Annotated in this window: 16 protein-coding genes and 1 tRNA gene; 10 read left to right on the plus strand and 7 right to left on the minus strand. The window is 68.0% G+C overall.

Annotated features, from left to right (window positions below):
• Nucleotides 1-17 precede the first annotated feature (17 nt).
• Entirely contained in the window at nucleotides 18-353 is a 336-nt protein-coding gene (locus H3H55_RS03700) for a carboxymuconolactone decarboxylase family protein (protein WP_048242899.1), read from the minus strand.
• Nucleotides 354-482: 129 nt separating this feature from the next.
• Here H3H55_RS03700 and H3H55_RS03705 point away from each other — a divergent pair, with 129 nt between their 5' ends.
• The 10 genes from H3H55_RS03705 (at nucleotide 483) to H3H55_RS03750 (ending at nucleotide 11,319) form a co-directional block, all read left to right on the plus strand.
• A complete protein-coding gene (locus H3H55_RS03705) occupies nucleotides 483-1,427 on the plus strand; it encodes a cupin domain-containing protein (RefSeq protein WP_129513802.1) in 945 nt (314 codons plus the stop codon).
• 103 nt (nucleotides 1,428-1,530) lie between these two features.
• Nucleotides 1,531-1,974 (plus strand): inner membrane protein YiaA, encoded by a 444-nt coding sequence (gene yiaA / locus H3H55_RS03710; RefSeq protein WP_129513803.1) that lies wholly within the window; start codon nucleotides 1,531-1,533, stop codon nucleotides 1,972-1,974.
• A gap of 139 nt (nucleotides 1,975-2,113) precedes the next feature.
• Entirely contained in the window at nucleotides 2,114-3,181 is a 1,068-nt protein-coding gene (locus H3H55_RS03715; protein ID WP_193097698.1) for a glycosyltransferase, read from the plus strand.
• Nucleotides 3,182-3,231: 50 nt separating this feature from the next.
• The gene (locus H3H55_RS03720; protein ID WP_193097699.1) at nucleotides 3,232-4,248 is read left to right on the plus strand and encodes a hypothetical protein; all 1,017 of its coding nucleotides are present in this window, start codon (nucleotides 3,232-3,234) and stop codon (nucleotides 4,246-4,248) included.
• On the plus strand, nucleotides 4,245-4,994 hold the full coding sequence (locus H3H55_RS03725) for a hypothetical protein (protein ID WP_193097700.1): 750 nt from the start codon (nucleotides 4,245-4,247) through the stop codon (nucleotides 4,992-4,994). Before H3H55_RS03720 ends, H3H55_RS03725 begins: the two co-directional genes overlap by 4 nt.
• Nucleotides 4,991-6,148, plus strand: coding sequence for a hypothetical protein (locus H3H55_RS03730; RefSeq protein WP_193097701.1), 1,158 nt, complete (start codon nucleotides 4,991-4,993; stop codon nucleotides 6,146-6,148). Before H3H55_RS03725 ends, H3H55_RS03730 begins: the two co-directional genes overlap by 4 nt.
• Nucleotides 6,145-6,762, plus strand: a complete 618-nt coding sequence (locus H3H55_RS03735) for a phosphatase PAP2 family protein (RefSeq protein ID WP_193097702.1) — start codon at nucleotides 6,145-6,147, stop codon at nucleotides 6,760-6,762. Before H3H55_RS03730 ends, H3H55_RS03735 begins: the two co-directional genes overlap by 4 nt.
• Nucleotides 6,759-7,706, plus strand: coding sequence for a fatty acid desaturase family protein (locus tag H3H55_RS03740; RefSeq protein ID WP_193097703.1), 948 nt, complete (start codon nucleotides 6,759-6,761; stop codon nucleotides 7,704-7,706). Before H3H55_RS03735 ends, H3H55_RS03740 begins: the two co-directional genes overlap by 4 nt.
• Nucleotides 7,707-7,749: 43 nt before the next feature.
• Nucleotides 7,750-8,904, plus strand: coding sequence for a beta-propeller fold lactonase family protein (locus H3H55_RS03745; protein WP_193097704.1), 1,155 nt, complete (start codon nucleotides 7,750-7,752; stop codon nucleotides 8,902-8,904).
• 78 nt (nucleotides 8,905-8,982) lie between these two features.
• Nucleotides 8,983-11,319, plus strand: coding sequence for a hypothetical protein (locus H3H55_RS03750; protein ID WP_193097705.1), 2,337 nt, complete (start codon nucleotides 8,983-8,985; stop codon nucleotides 11,317-11,319).
• Nucleotides 11,320-11,567: 248 nt separating this feature from the next.
• On the opposite strand, the gene H3H55_RS03755 is transcribed toward H3H55_RS03750, so the two are convergent.
• The 6 genes from H3H55_RS03755 to tolR all read right to left on the minus strand — a co-directional run bounded on the left by H3H55_RS03755 (nucleotide 11,568) and on the right by tolR (nucleotide 15,942).
• Nucleotides 11,568-11,644, minus strand: a tRNA-Lys gene (locus H3H55_RS03755).
• A gap of 111 nt (nucleotides 11,645-11,755) precedes the next feature.
• Nucleotides 11,756-12,505 carry a tol-pal system protein YbgF gene (gene ybgF, locus H3H55_RS03760; protein ID WP_048242890.1) on the minus strand — a complete coding sequence of 250 codons (750 nt, stop codon included), beginning with the start codon at nucleotides 12,503-12,505 and terminating at the stop codon, nucleotides 11,756-11,758.
• Nucleotides 12,506-12,524: 19 nt separating this feature from the next.
• Nucleotides 12,525-13,034: a peptidoglycan-associated lipoprotein Pal gene (gene pal, locus H3H55_RS03765; RefSeq protein ID WP_129513812.1), complete on the minus strand. Its 510-nt coding sequence runs from the start codon at nucleotides 13,032-13,034 to the stop codon at nucleotides 12,525-12,527.
• 17 nt (nucleotides 13,035-13,051) lie between these two features.
• Entirely contained in the window at nucleotides 13,052-14,347 is a 1,296-nt protein-coding gene (gene tolB / locus H3H55_RS03770) for a Tol-Pal system beta propeller repeat protein TolB (RefSeq protein WP_129513813.1), read from the minus strand.
• A 111-nt stretch (nucleotides 14,348-14,458) separates the two neighbouring features.
• Complete coding sequence (tolA, locus tag H3H55_RS03775) at nucleotides 14,459-15,496, minus strand: cell envelope integrity protein TolA (protein ID WP_193097706.1); 1,038 nt, start codon at nucleotides 15,494-15,496, stop codon at nucleotides 14,459-14,461.
• Complete coding sequence (tolR, locus tag H3H55_RS03780) at nucleotides 15,493-15,942, minus strand: protein TolR (protein WP_034182823.1); 450 nt, start codon at nucleotides 15,940-15,942, stop codon at nucleotides 15,493-15,495. The genes tolA and tolR overlap by 4 nt, the downstream gene beginning before the upstream one ends.
• Nucleotides 15,943-15,952 lie beyond the last annotated feature (10 nt).

Below are 15,952 nucleotides of genomic sequence, written 5' to 3' on the forward strand. Positions count from 1 at the left end.
TCGTCATGCAGCGGCCGTCACGCGCCGTCGCCGAGCGCGTCCATCACGCGCGCCGAATAGACGAGCGCCGCGCCCGCATTCAGCGCAATCGCGACGCCGAGCGCTTCCGCCACTTCTTCCTTGGTCGCGCCGTGCTTCGCCGCTTCGGCCGTGTGCACGGCGATACAGCCGTCGCAGCGCGTGGTGACGGCCACCGCGAGCGCGATCAGTTCGCGTGTCTTCGCGTCGAGATGGCCCGTCTTGGCGCCGGCGCCGGACAGCGCCTTGTAGCCGGCCAGCGTATCGGGCGACAGCTTGGCGATCTCGCCGATGCGCGTCGAGAGTTCCTTCCGGTATTCGTTCCAGTTCAGCATGATGCGTCCTTTCGAGTAGAGGTGAGGAGGGCGGCGGGCGCCGCGATCTCGGGCGATGCAGGGCTATTCTGATCGCTCGCGCTGAGGGTTTCGATACGCTAGAGTGTCAATTTTTAGCGCGATCGTCTCATGGATGCATTGAGTCAACTGCTGTCGCTGGGCCGCAGCCATGTCGAACTCGACGTGCGCTGTCTGCTCGACGGGCCGTTCGCGATGCCGCACGACCCATTGCCGCCCGGCGAGGCGGCGTTCCACCTGGTGCTGGCCGGAACCTGCCGGCTGCGTACCGCCGACGGGCGCACGCTGCAGCTCGACGACGGCGATTTCGTGCTGCTGCCCGCGGGCGGCGCGCACGACCTGCTCGATGCGGGAGCCGGCCGGTCGCGGGCTATCGCACCGCTGCGCGAATCGGGCACCGGCGGCGCGGTGCTGCCGGTCAAGTCGAATCTCGACCCGGCCGAACCGGGCGGCGCGAGCGTGGACCTGCTCTGCGGGCGGTTCGTCTATGCGCGCGGCGCGGGCGAGCTGCTGATGCGCACGTTGCCGCACGTGCTGCACGTCGGGTTGCGCGAGGCGTCGGGATTCGCGCCGCTGCAACTGCTGACGAGCGTGCTGCGCACCGAGGCATCGAATGTGCAGCCCGGCGCCGGTGCGATCGTCAACGCGCTCGGACAGGCGCTGCTCGCGTATGCGTTGCGTGCGTATGGCCGCGGCGCGCGCGTGCCGTCCGGCTGGCTCGCGCTTGCGGCCGACGCGCGGCTCGGCCCGTCGGTCCAGGCCGTGCTGCAGGCGCCGGAGAAGCCCTGGACGGTCGAGTCGCTCGGCGGCGCGTCGGCGATGTCGCGCGCGACATATGCGCGGCATTTCCGCGAGAAGGCCGGGATGAGCGTCGGCGCGTTCGTCGCGCAGATCCGGATGATGCATGCGTGCGCGCTGCTGCAGGACACGCAGCGCGGGCAGGCGGAGATCGGGCAGGCGGTCGGCTACCAGTCCGAGGCCGCCTTCGGCAAGGCGTTTCGGGCGGTGCTCGGCACGACGCCGGGGCGCTGGCGGCGCGCGCAGCGCGAAATGTAAGACTGCAAGTGCGGCTGTCTTGGCGCGTGCCAAAGCTGCTACCATGCGCGAAACGCAGTTCAACGAAAACGATTTCGAACAAGAAGAAAGAGAGGGCAAAGTTATGAACCAGACCAGCATCCAGCAGCCGTCGTTCGCGTTCGTGGCCGCATCGTGGGCCGCGCTGCTCGCCGGCTTCGCGGCATTCCTGATCGGACTCTGGAACGCCGGCATGCAGCTCAACGAGAAGGGCTACTACTTCACCGTGCTGGTGTTCGGCCTGTATGCGGCGATCTCGCTGCAGAAAAGCGTCCGCGACCGCGCGGAAGGCATTCCCGTCACCGGCATTTACTACGGCCTCAGCTGGATCGCGCTGCTGCTGTCGATCGTGCTGCTGATCGTCGGCCTGATCAACGCGACGCTGCAGTTGAGCGAAAAGGGCTTCTACGCGATGTCGTTCGTGCTCGCGCTGTTCGGCGCAGTGGCCGTGCAGAAGAACACCCGCGACCTGCAGAGCGCGAAGCCGCGCTTTACCGACTCCGATTCCGCGTCGTCCGTCCAGGAGTGACGGCCCGCGAGGCGGGCGCCCACGAGGCCGCCCGTTTCGCGATGACGGCCGTGGGCGAACCGCATTCGCCGGTACGCCGCGGACTCCCCGCCGATTCGTTTCATCCATGCCGGTGCGCATGACGATGGAGATATTCAGGATGCCAGACCTCACAGAAGAAACCGCGCCGCGCACGCGCGCGGCCGCCCGTTCCGTGGCCGCGAGGGCCGCGTTCGTGCTGGAGACGAACAATCTGCGCGGCGGCGCCGGCCTCGCGCAGGCCGTCGACAGCCTGAAGCGCCTCGTCGCGGCGCTGTCGAAGCAGACCGTGCCGCCGACGGCACTCGCGCAATGGATCATCACGCACGACGGCCTGCCCGCCGACGCGTGCGCGCAGATCGCCGCGCTCGCCGGCCGCCCGATCGACTTCGTCGAGATCGGCGCGAGCACCGGCTACTACGATGCGAAGAACGATGGATTCGACCGCGTCGACGCGGAGCGCTGCGACATCGTCGTGTTCGGCGATGCCGATTGCCGGCCGGCCGACAACTGGCTCGAGCACCTGCTCGCGCCATTCGCGCGCGACGCGGGCGATGCACCCGTCGCGGTGGCGGGGCGCACCAGCTATGCGCCGAACGTGCTCGGCACCGCGCTGACGTCGATCGATTTCATGTATTTCCCGAGCCCGCTGCGCGACGGCGCGACGCGTAATTTCTACGCGAACAACGTTGCGTTCCGGCGCGACGTGTTCGCGTCATTCCGCTACGAGCCGCTCGACGGCGTCTATCGCGCGCATTGCCAGGTGATGGGGCTGCGGATGCAGGCGGCCGGTGTGGCCATCGAGTTCGCGCCGGACGCGCACACCGAGCATCGGCTGCCGGACACGCAGCGCGAATCGCTGAAGCTGCGCTGGATGCGCGGCGAGGACAGCGTCGCGCTGACGCCTTATCTCGTGAGCGCGTATCTGCCGCGACACTGGCAGTGGTTCGGACGCAGCGGCCCGCTCGCCCCGTTCTGCGTGATGGCGATGCGACTCGGCTACAGCCTGCGCGCGCTCAATCGCCAGCAACTGCCGCGGCTCGGCGCCGCCCGCTATCTCGCGGCGGTCGGCGTCACGATCGCCGCGTCCGGCGTCGATACGCTCGGCGCGATCGCGCGCGGTTTCGGTCTCACCGGGCGCGCATCGGCCCGGCGCGATCTCGAAGCGCTGTCCTATCACCGTCATTGACACGGCGCCGCCACGACCGCCGACACCCTGCATCCATCCCGACGACGACCATGCCCTCACTCGCCACCCGTGTTGCCTGCCTCGCCCTGTTTGCCGCCAGCGCCGGCGTCCATGCCGCACCGGTCGATCACGCGGGGCGCGGGATCTACCACTTCGCGTCGCAAAGCGGCTGCCCGTTTGCGAGCGCGGCCGCGACGGACTGCAATCGCGTCGCGCTTGATGCGCCCGACGTTCATGCCAGCATCGATACCGACGCGCATGCGATCGTGTTTTCGAGCGATGCGAATCGCCGCACGAAGGACGTGCTCGGCGACGTGCTGTTGCAGGGCACGGGCGTCGACGGCGACGGCCGGCGCGTGCCGTTGAGCGTGCACGTGCTGCTGCGTCGGGATGGCGCGAAGTGGGATCGCGACGTGTACGTTCATGCGCCCGTGCGCGGCAAGTTCACCGATGTCCGGATCGATCCTTATCGTGTGCGCGTGAAGGAGGGCGACGGCGAGCGCGACATGCTCACGCCGGACGAAACGCTTGCGCTGTTCGCGCATCCGTCGCTGGCATCGCGGCTCGCGCGGCATCTCGTGAAGGTGAGCGCGACCGATCCGAAGCAGCCGTCGGCGGACGACATCACGATCGCGCTCGGCGTCGGCGGCCTGACGAAGTCGGTCGCGCGCGCGAGCTTCACGTCGAACGCACCGCACGATGCCGACGTCGAGCGCGCGCTCGCGTCCGGCACGTGGTCGATCCGTTTCGATGCGCTGAGCGATCACATTCCGGTGTGGGTCGCGCAGCGCGAGCTGTTCCTGTTCGGTCTCGACGGCAGCGCACTCGTGAAGGACGTGCGCGAGCGCGGCTTCAGGAAGAACGACCGGATCGAATTCGGCGCGCGCGACGGCAACGGCTATCTGCGTGTGAACGGCCACGAGGAGGCATTCGCGGGCGCGGCCGCATCCGCGCATGCGTTCATGCAGGAAAGCTTCGTCGGCCTGATCCTCGGCTGGCGTCGCGATTCAATTGCTGCTGCGGCGGCCGCGACGAAATCCGTGTCCGCACGAGGCGTGCCCGCATGACCTCGGCGCGCGAACTGCCCGCTTCGCCGCAGGCGTCGCACGGCGAGCGCTTCGACTGTCTCGATGCGCCCGTGCCGCGCGGTGTGGCGCGGGCACGTGCCTATCTCGTCGATCGCATCAAGCGGGCGGCGCTCCGGCGGCTGCATCGCAGCCCGCATGGCGAGCGCTGGCTGTTGCGCATGTACCTGATCGGCGAAGAAGCGACCGAGTGCGCGCTGCACGAGGACTGGACCGGGCAGCCGCCGGACTGGCTTGCGCCGCGGATCGAGCAGCATCTCGCGGACGAGCACCGCCACGCGGCCGCGTTTGCCGATGCGCTGCGTGCGCGCGGCGTCGTGCCATCGACGGCGCCGCACGAACTCGACTGGCTGAGCCGGCGCAAGATCATCCGATGGCGGCGGCTCGCACAGCGCCATGCGCCGCACTTCGCGCAAGGCAAGCTCGTGCCCGCCTATGCGGCGGGCCTGTGTGCGGAGCAGATGGCGATGCGCGTGCTCGCGCGCCACTGCGAGACGATCGGCGCGGCGCATCCGCTGTATCCGCTGTTCGCGCGCGTGCTCGCCGACGAGACGCGGCACGTCCGGCTCTGCTCGGACGCGCTGCGCCGTCTCGTTGCACCGTCCGAAGCCGCACATCTCGCCGCGTTGTTGGACGAGATTCGCGCGATCGAGGCCGGCTTCGGCGTGACGGGCGCACTGGCGCTGTACGCGGCCGGCTGGCTCCAGTCGCTTCGTCCGCGCGCATGATGCAGCGGATCGTCTATCTCGCGACGGCCGACGCGCGCGGCCACCTGATGCGTGCGCAACTGCTCGTGCATGCGTTGCGCGCGGCCGGTGCGCAGGTCGACGTGCTGACGACGTCCGATGCGGGGCAGGCATTCCTGTCGGCATTCGGCATCGACGCGGCCGTGCTGTCCCGTCACTACGCGGTGCAGTTCGACGAACGGCAGAACATGCTGCGCGACGCGACCGATCGCAACGTCGCGCACTACGTGTTCAGGCCGACGCGCATGCTGCGCGACATCGCGCGGCTGCATGTGATCGTCCGCGATGCCGATCTCGTGATCAACGACTCGTTTCATCCGGCGCTGCTGTTCATGGGCGCGGTGCCGGGCTGGCGGCGTCGCATCGTTCACGTGTATGGCGGCAGTCTCCGCCGCGCGTTGACCGCGAACTTCGACGAGCGGCTGCCGCGCGCGCTGGCGCGTGCTTTCGCGCGGATCGTCGACTGGCAGATCGATTCGGCGCTGGGCTGCATCGAGCACGACTTTGCGTACGACGTCCCCGACGATGCGCCGCGCTCGCACCTGCATTGCCGGCTGCCGACGCCGGTACCGGTCGCCGCCGAACTGCCGGCTTCGGAACCGGCTGCCGCGGCCGTTTATCTGAACCCGCACTTTCGCGATGTCGCGATTGCCGATGCGCTGTCGGCCGGCATGCGCGACGCGGGGCTCGCCGCGCACCGCGTGGGCGAGGGGTACGCCGGGCACGACGGCTGGACCGGCGTCGACGCGGACTGGCCGACTCGCGCCGCACATGCGCCGCTGATCGTATCGGCGCCCGGCATGGCCGCGCTGTCGATCGCGCGCGTGTATCGCCGCCCGATCCTGCTCGTGCTGACCGATCAGCCCGAGCAGGCGAGCAACGCCGCACGCGCGGCACGGCTGCAACTCGTGCACCGCGTCGTCACGTGGCGCGGCGATGCGGCCGCGTTCCGGCACGAAGTCGGGCAGGCCGCAACCGAGCTGCTGCGCGATCCCGGTACGCCGGCAGGAACGATCGCCGGTCGCGAGCATGCGCGTGCGCGCGTCGATGCATGGACGTCGCGCGTCCTCGCGTTGCGCCCGCGGGCGCAGGCGATCGACGCCGATACGCGATGCGAGGCGCCGGCGCCGCGATGAACACGTTGTCGTTTCGAGACGAGCGCCGGCTCGATATCCGGCAGATGCTGGCCGCGATGTTCGGCATGGTTGCCGGCCTTGCGATCTTCCTTTTGCTGGAACGCGGCGTCACGCCGCGCTATGTGTTCGCCACGGCGATCGATGCGCGGATTCCGTTCATCGCGTGGTCGTGGGCCATCTATGTCGGCTTCTTTCCGTTCGTGATTGCGCTTGCCGCGTATGCACGGCCATCCGCGTTCGCCGCGTTCAAGGAGGCCGCGCTGATCGCGTTCGTGCTCGGTGTCGTGTCCTTCCTGCTGTTTCCGGAAGCGGTGCCGAGGCCGGATGTCGCGGAGATCGGCAATGCGTTCCTGCGCCAACGTCTTGCGCGCATGTGGCAGCTCGATGTCGCGGCCAACGGTTTTCCGAGCCTGCACGTCGCGGTGACGTGCCTTGCCTGCCGGATGCTCGCGGAGCGGCGCCGGATCGTGGCAACGGCGATCGGGCTGCTGATCTGTGCGTCGACGTTGACGCTCAAGCAGCATACGGTTGCCGACGTGCTGGGCGGCGTGGCGCTCGCGATGGCCAGCGCGCTGTGGGTCGAGCGCCGTTCGCTGCGCAGGAGGCTCGCGTGACGGATGCCCAGGTTCATCACGCCGGATCGAACGCCGAGCTCGCGCGGTTCGTGCCCGATCCCGCGCTGTTTCGCGTGAGCGCGTCGCGCGTCGGCGCGGCGCTGGCAGGCGACTGGCTGATGATTGCCGCCGCGTTCGCGGTTGCGATCGCATTCCCGCATCCGCTCGTGTACGCGCTGGCCGCGATCGTGATCGCGCGCAGCCAGCTTGCGCTCGCGGTGATGATGCACGAAGGCGCGCACGGGTTGCTGGCACGGAACCGGCGCGTCAACGACGCACTCGGCCAGCTGTTCGCGGCCGGCCCGCTGTGGCTGTCGCTGCGCACGTATCGCGCGGGCCATCTGAAGCATCATCGCGCGCCGATGGAGTCGGACGATCCCGTCGCGCTGCTGTTCGGCGTTCACGACTATCCGGTGACGCGCGTGCGGCTGATCGGCCGCCTGCTCGCCTACGCGTGCGGGATCGGATACGTGACGAGCGTCGTGAAGCTCGCGCGCGGCGAGTTTGCGCATGCGTTGCCGAAGGTCGGCAAGTCGCGCGCGTATGCCGTGTGGGAAGTCGCATCGATGCTGGCCGGCAACGGCGTGCTGTTCGGCGCGCTGGCGCTGGCCGGGCATCCTCTGCTGTACGTCGCGTTGTGGATCGTGCCGTCCGTCACACTGTTGCCGTTCGTCGGGCAGGTGCGCGCGATCTTCGAACATGCGGGGCTGCCGGCTGGCGAGGACCAGAGCCGCAACGCGCGCACGATCGTCCGGCGTTCGTGGCAGACATTCCTGTTCGGCCCGCACGCGATTCATTTCCATATCGAACATCACCTGTTCACGCGGATGCCGTTCCATAACCTGTCGATCGTGCACCGGCAACTCGCGCAGCGACAGTTGCTGCCCGACGGCAATCTGTACGCGGGATACGGTGCGGTGCTGCGCGACGTGAGCGTGCGCTGACGCGTCGTCCGGCGCCGCATGCCCATCTTCCAGGAGCAAAAAAGTGAGAGTCGATTTCAAGCCGCGGATCCTGCATCGGGCGGTGCTTTCCGTGGCGCTCGCGATGCTGGCGGCCGGCGCGTGCGCCCAGACGGACCCTGCGGCGGCGACACCCGCGAAGACCGATGCGCCGGCCGTCATCGCGGTCGGTAGCGGGCCGGCCGGCATCGCGTTCGGGCTGGACGGCAAGCGCCTGTACGTCACCAGCAACAGCGACAACACGGTCGCGGTGATCGACGTGGCGGCCGGGCAGCGCATGCGCGATCTGGGTGATCGACCGGCGAAGCCAGCCAAGGATGGATGTCCTGACAACTTTTGTCGCGGGATGGGGGCGACGGGCATCGCGATCGCCGCCGACGAACGCCATGCATACGTCAGCTCGATGCGTCCCGATTCGCTCGCGCAGCTCGATCTCGACAGCGGGCGTGTCGATGGCGTTGCGAAGGTGCAGCGTTTTCCGCAGGCCGTCGCGGTGTCGCCGGACGGCACGCGTGCGTATGTGCTGAACGTGGTCGCCAATTCGGTATCGGTCGTCGATCTCGCGACTTTTCGCACGCTCGGCAAGCCGATTGCGCTGAGCGGCGGGAACGCCGGCAACCAGCCGTTCGGGCGGCCTGCCGCGCTCGCGTTGTCCGCCGACGGCCGGCGCCTGTTCGTCACGAACGGCGTGGCGGGCGGCATCGACGCCTTCGATACGCAGACGCGCGCGCAGGTCGGCACGATCGCGGATTCCGATGCATACGACGTTGCGGTCGAACCGGGTTCCGGCGATCTGGTCGCGCTGTTTCGCGACGGCATCGCGGCCTATGACGCGAACACGCTGCGGCCGCGTCAGGCCGCGCAGTATTGCCGCGCGCTGACGAGCTATCACTTGGCGTTCAGCCCGGACGGCCACACGGTGGCTTTTACGCTGCCGCAGGAGAACACCGTGCTGGTCGCCGATCGCTCGACAGGCATGCTGCGCGCGGCATATCGCACCGGCGAATGGCCGCTCGCGCTGACGTTCAGTCCGGACGGCAGCCGGCTCGCGGTGCTCAATGCGAGCCAGGACGGCAGCGTGTCGCTGTTCGATGTGCGCGATCCGGGGCGATTGGCCGACTATGTCGCCGCCAACGGCGAGCTGTTCTGCCAACCGGCTGCGCAAGCCGCGTCGCAGTGATCGACAGGAATCGTCCGGCTGGCCCGCGCGATGCGCGTACCGGTAGCCGGCGTGAATGGAACGGGTAAGGAGAACAAGATGATCCGGAATGCGAACGGGTTGGGCGTGCGCATCGCGACCTGCGCGGCCGTGGCCGTGCTGCTGAGCGCATGCGGCAATTTTCCGCTGGCGGGCGGGCCGTCGCTCGAATGGGTGGCCGGCACGCCGGGTTCGGAAGGCAATCTCGACGGCACCGGCGCGGCTGCGCGTTTCGCCGGCGCCCTGCGGCTGCATGCCGATCGTGACGGCGGCGTGCTCGTGGTGGACAAGTACGCGTCGACGGTGCGGCATATCGATGCGCAGGGCCGTGTGACGACGCTGGCCGGCCGCAGCGGCGTGCGCGCGTATCAGGACGGCGTATCGTCCGCCGCGCGCTTCGACCAGCCCGGTGACGCCGTGCGCGCGCCGGACGGCACTGTCTACGTGGCCGACGCCGGCAATTCGCTGGTGCGCGCGATCCGGCCGGACGGCACCGTCGTGACGATCGCCGGTGTGCCGGGCAAGTCGGGCGACGCCGATGGCCCGCGCGGGGTCGGCCAGCTCGATCAACCGGACGCCATCGCGCTCGACGGGCAGGGTCGGCTCTGGACGCTCGAACAGTATTCGGGCCATTTGCGTATCGTCGGCGCCGACGGATCGGTGGCGACATGGAAGCAGCCCGACGGCGATTGCACGCCGACGCGGATCCGCGCGATCGCGGCGAGCCCGGATGGCGCGATCTGGATCACCGACGGCAAGACGTTCGGCCGTGTGACGCCGACCGGCTATACGCCGCTGCCTTCATGCAAGGCCGCCGACGCGTCGGACGTGGCGGCGGCTGCGAGCGACGCAGCCGCCGCTGCCACGCGCGTGCCGCCCGAACCCGGTCCGGTCGCCGCATTGGCCGGCAGCGTGCCGTTCATCGGCGCGGCGCCGGCCAGCGAGACTGACAAGCACACCGAAGCAAGCGACGCACATGACGATCCCGACTACATCGCACTTGCGTTCGACGGCGCGGGACAGATGATCGCGGCCAGCGCACGTTCGATCGTGACCGTCGGTGCCGACGGCAAGCCGGGCGCGACCGTGCGCATCGCGCAGCCGACGTTGCGCCGCGGCCGCTCGGACGATCGCGACCTGACGTCGCTGGCGATCGACGGATCGGGCCGCCGGCTGGTGACGACGGGCAGCGGCGAGGTCGTGCTGCAGGCGGCGCCGGACGGCCGCCTGCTCGCGTACGCGGGGGTGAGCAATCGCAGCGATGCGCTGCTGGTGACCGACACGGCCGACGCGAAGATCGTGCCGTTGCCGGGATCCGTCGACGACGACTTCGCGGTTGCCGCCGACGGCACGATCTACTACGTCGACCGGCTCGACGACGCGATCTACCGGATCGCGCCGGACGGCAAGGGCGAGCTGTGGGCAGGCGCGCCGGACGACAAGGGGCGCAGCGACGGGCCGCGCTTGAGCGCACGCTTCCGCTATCCGTCGGGGCTCGCGCTGGATGCGTCGGGCAACCTGTATGTCGCGGATAGCGGCAATGCGCTGATCCGGCGCATCGATCCGCAGGGCAACGTGCAGACGGTGAGCGGCAAGGTCAGCGACGAGACGCGGGTCGACGGCCCGTTCGCGCAGGCGACGTTCTGGCGGCCGCGCTACCTGCGTTTCGATCGCGATGGCCGGTTGTACGTGCTCGACGACAGTCCGTATGTGGCGGGCCACGGCGCGAGCATCCGCCGGCTCGATTTCTCGACGGGAACGGTCGCGACGGTGGCGCGCGAGGCGCAGCAGTACAAGATTCCGCGCGAAGACGTCGAGCGTTTCGTCGCGAGCCGGCGGCGGCCGGGCAGCTATGAAGATCTGGCGATCGGCCCGCAAGGACAGCTCTACGTGCTGAGCCGCGATGTGATCTGGCAGATCGATCCCGCGACCGGCGCCCACCGGATCCATTTCCTGCCCGGGCCGTGGCCGGCCGCCGAGCACGCGTACTACGGTGCGCTTGCGAATGCGAAGTCGCGCGACGAGGAGGACCGGCTGACGAACAACCTGATCAGCTGCGACTGGACGTGGTGCATGCCCGACCGGATCGCGGCCGATGCGAGCGGCAACGTGTACATGAGCGACAGCGGGAACCATACCGTGTTGCGCATCGACGCGAAGGGCGATGCGGCGGTGATCGCCGGGCAACTCGGGTCGCGCGGTAATCGGCCCGGCGCGTTGCCGGGGTCGCTGAATCGTCCGTCAGGGATGGTCGTCACGCCGCACGGCGATCTGTTCGTCGAAGTCGGGGAGGCGGGAATCGTGCGGTTGCGCGCGCCGGGAGCAGCGGCGGGGCAGGTGCCGGTTGCGGCGGCGACGTCCGACGGGGCCGTGGCGGCGAATGCGCGTCAGCCGTGACGGACAGGGCGATTGTGGTTTGTTTGCAGGCGCGTGGGCCGTAGCGACGGCCAGTGCCGGTCACGAGCCGAAGGAAAAGGGGCTTGGCATTGCTGCCGAGCCTCTTTTTGCATCCTGCTAGGCGATGAGCCTTGAGTCATCAGGCGAGTCAGGAAGGATGCCGGATGCTTGCGAATTCGATGCGCAGAAAGCAGACGCAAAAAAGCCTCCGCGCGGGAGGCTTCAATTGCATCTATCAAAAAGATAGATGGTAGGGTGGGAGGGACTCGAACCCTCGACTCTCTGATTAAAAGTCAGATACTCTAACCAACTGAGTTACCACCCCACGTGCTCAAGCACTTCTCGAGATCCGCTGCGCTAACAACTAAGCCAACGACCCGAAGAGCAAAAGATTATAGCGGCAGATTATTGGTGCGTCAACAATCCGCCACGATAATTATTTGATCGTTTCGAGCTTGCCCTGTGCCGTCTGCGCCGCGTTCGACCCGGCGTACTGCGAGACAACCTGCTCGAACGTCTTCTTTGCGGCCGCCTTCTGGCCTTGTTCGAGCTGGTTCGTACCGATCGCCACGAGGGCGTCGGCCGCACGCGGGTGCTGCGGGAACTTGCTGACGATCCCTTGCCACGTTGCAGTCGAACCACGGTAGTCGCGCAGCGCGTATTGCGCGTTGCCGAGCCAGTACTGCGCGGTCGGCTGGTAGGGGCTCTGCGGATACTTCGCGATGAAGCTGCGGAACGAAGCCGCCGCCGCCTTGAAGTTGCCGTTGCGGAACTGCTGCTGCGCCGCGCTGAGCGCATCCGTCTCACCCGGCTGCACGGTGCCTTCGACGCCGTCGATCGTCGCCTGCTGCGGCTCGAACTTCTTGAGCCGCGTGTCGAGATCCTGGTAGTACTCCTTCTGCTGCCGCTCGAGCGTCGTCAGCCGGTTCGTCAGGTCCTCGTTCTCGCCGCGCAGCGTCGCGACCTGCTGGTTCAGCTGGTCGAGACGGCTGGTTTGATCGAGGATCGTACGCTGGGCGGCCGACAGCTGGCTTGCCAGGTTGTCGGTCTTGCTGCGCAGGTCGAGCACGGCGCGGCGCGCTTCGTTGTCGTCGAACACGCCGGCGTGCGCCGGCGCGGCCGACCACGCCGCGCCCGCGACGCAGATTGCTGCGGCGACGCGCAGCCAGGATACACGGTGCGTCATACGGCGATTCTTCCGTTACTTACTGTTGGTAGACGAGGTCGGCGCGACGGTTCTGCGCCCACGATGCTTCGTCGTGGCCCGTTGCCTGCGGCTTTTCCTTGCCGAGGCTCACGGCTTCCATTTGCGAATCGGACACGCCGAGCAGTGCCATCGCACGGCGGACGGCTTCCGCACGCTTCTGGCCCAGCGCGAGGTTGTACTCGCTCGTGCCGCGTTCGTCGGTGTTGCCCTGGATCAGCACGTGGCGCTGCGGGTGGCTCTTCAGGTACTGAGCGTGTTGCTGCATCAGCGACTGGTAGTCGTCCTTCACCGAATAGCTGTCGAAGTCGAAGTAGATGCTGCGCTTCGCGAGCGGGCCGTTCGGGTCGTTCAGCGGATCGACGTTCACTTGCGCGACGTTGTCGGCGCTCGGCTGCGTGCTTACCGCACCTGCGTTTGCCTTGTCGTCGAGCTTCACGCCCGACTTGCACGCTGCGAGCGCGCTGATCATCATCACGGCCAGGGCCAGACGAGCTTTATTCGACATCATGGTTACTCTCCTTGTGGTCATTGCATGAAGGGCCCCCACGACGGCTCACGAACGGAGCCGCCCTGGACGGACAGGATTTGCGGCGGCGCGCTGCCGTCGGAGGGCACTGCAGCCAGAACGTTGCGACCACCCGACTGGGTAGCGTACAGAAGATACTGGCCGTTTGCCGCGAAGCTCGGCGATTCGTCGTGATTCGTGTTCGTGATGGCGTTCGCCGCGCCCGATTGCAGATCCTGAACGTACAGCTTGAAGCCCCCGCCCGTGCGGGAGATGTAGGCAAGCTGCTTGCCGTCCGGGCTCACGCGCGGACTCGTGTTGTAGCTGCCGGTGAAGGTCACGCGCTGCGCGGCACCGGCGCTTTCGCCCTGTGCGGGCATCCGGTAGATTTGCGGCGCGCCGCCGCGATCGCTCGTGAAGTAGATCCAGCGGCCGTCCGGCGAGTAGTACGGCTCGGTGTCGATCGAGCTGCTCTGCGTGAGACGGCGCAGGCCGCCGCCGTTCGCATTGACCGTATAGATTTGCGTATTGCCCGTGAGCGACAGCGCGACGGCGAGCGTGTTGCTGTCCGGCGACCATGCCGGTGCGCTGTTGTTGCCCTTCTGGTCGGAGACCATGTAACGGCGGCCGGTCGGCAGGTCGTGGATGTAGACGATCGGCTTCTTGCGCTCGAACGACACGTACGCGACCTTCGTACCGCTCGGCGACCAGGCCGGCGAGATGATCGGTTCGGTGCTCGACAGCGCGATGCGCGCGTTCTGGCCGTCCGAATCCGAAATCTGCAGCTGGTAGCGGTTACCGGTCTTGATCACGTAGGACAGGCGCGTGGCGAATACGCCGCGCACGCCGAGCAGCTTCTGGTAGATGTAGTCGGCGATCTTGTGGCCGGCCGTGCGCAGCGTGGTGTCGGTGGCCGTCAGCGACAGGCCGCCGAGGCTTTGCTGCTTCACGGTGTCGTACAGGATGAAGTTGACCTTGTACTGGCCGTTCCCGTCGCGGTTCACGCTGCCGGCAACGAACGCATTCGCGCCCTTGGCCTTCCATGCGCCGAGATCGACCGAGGCGGTCTCGGGCACGGGCGTGCTGCCCGCGTCGATGTTGGTGAATTTGCCGCTGCGGGCGAGGTCGGCGCGGACGATCGACGTGACCTGCTGCGGCAGGCCTGCCTCATTCGCGAAATTCGCGGTGGCAATGGGGAACTGGGTCGACCCGACACCGGTGATCAGCACGTTGACCTGGGCGTTAGCGGCGCTGCCCGCCGAAATCAGACACGAGGCCACGAGTGCCCTGAAACCTAGCTTTGTCATCAAACTCATGCTTCTTGCTTCCCGTATGGCTTGGATCGCTGCGCAACCGCAGAGAGACAGTAAAAATACCCGATTCGTTCCCGTCTGACCGCGACGCACGGAGTGTAAGTGTATTTCCTTTCACTCCGCCGCCTTGAAGGTAATCGTAATGTCAGACGGGGTACGACCGTTAGAATCGGGCGGCAACGGGACCGACGCGTGGATCGCACTGACCACGGCTTGATCCCACCCCGAATTCCCGCTGGAGCGGGAGACCGATGCGCTCAATACGTCACCGGTCGGCGTGCACCGAATCTTGACGACGGTGGTCAGGCCTGTACGCTCGCCGGCCCAGACGATGTTCGGCTTGACGCGGCGGCGCACCTTGTCAGCATAGCCGGGCGTGGCGGCATTGCCGCCCGAACCCGTGCCGGTGCCGCTCTTCGCGAGGCCTTCGCCGCCGCCTTCGCCGGCGCCGGACAGGCCCTGCATCTGCGCGAGGCGTGCGCTGCGCTCGCGGTCGAGCTTGGCGTTTGCCGCCGCGTTAGCCTTCGCTTCGGCCTTCGCCTTTGCCTGGGCTTCCGCCTTCGCCTTCGCGGCCGCGTCGGACTTGGCCTTCGCCGCCTGCTGCGCCTCGAGCTGTGCCTGCTTCTGCTGCTGAAGTTTCTGCTGTTCGAGCTTCTGCTGCTCGGCGAGCTGCTGTTGCTTGAGCTTGTCGGCCTGCTTCTGCTTGTCGCGTTCCGCGGCCTTCTGCGCGGCGAGCGCGGCAGCCTGCTGCGCCGCGAGCTGCGCGCGCCGGGCGTCGTCTTCCTGCTGGGCCTTCAGTTGCTGCGCGCGGCGCTGCTGCTCGAGCAGCGCTTCGCGCGCGGCCGCTTCCTGCTGCCGCTTCTTCTGCTGCAGCGCGATGTCGGCCTGCTCGTCGCGCACCGGGGGAGGGGGCGGCGCGACCTTCGCGGGCGGCGTCACGACGGGCCGCGGCGCGGCGACGTCGGGCACCTCGGTCCACAGCTCGGCTTCGGCGCCGGCCGGCGTGCTGTTCTGCCACTGCACGCCGTGATAGAGGAACAGCGCGAGCAGCACGTGCATCAGCGCGGCGAGCGCGAACGCGCGCCACGTGCCCCGCTCGCGGGGAGGCTGAGGCGGGTAGCCGGTGCCGCGCGTGGATTGCTGCGGGTTCATTGCGATTTGACGAGGAGACCGACGCGCTTGACGCCGCGCGCCTTCAGATCCGACATCACGGTCATCACTGCATCGTACTGCACGGTCTTGTCGGCCGCGATCACGACAGGCTGGTCCGGATGATCGGCCTGCCGGGCCGAGATGAAGCCGTCGAGCTCGGCCTTCGTCATCGTGTCTTCCTGGGTCGCGCCGGAGTCGCCCTTGTACTTGACGCTCATCGTGCGGTCGGCCTTGATGTTGACGACGACGGGCGGGGTCTGCTCCTGCGGCGCGGCATTGCCGACGGTCGGCAGATTGATGATCGACGGGGCGACGAGCGGTGCGGTGACCATGAAGATCACGAGCAGCACCAGCATCACGTCGATGTACGGCACGACGTTGATGTCGGCCATTGCACGGCGCGAGCGGCCGCCGCGCATGCTGGATCGGATGGGACTTCCTGCCATGGCGCGCTCC

It is taken from the genome of Burkholderia sp. Z1 (genome assembly GCF_014893795.1).
Classification (GTDB): domain Bacteria; phylum Pseudomonadota; class Gammaproteobacteria; order Burkholderiales; family Burkholderiaceae; genus Burkholderia; species Burkholderia theae.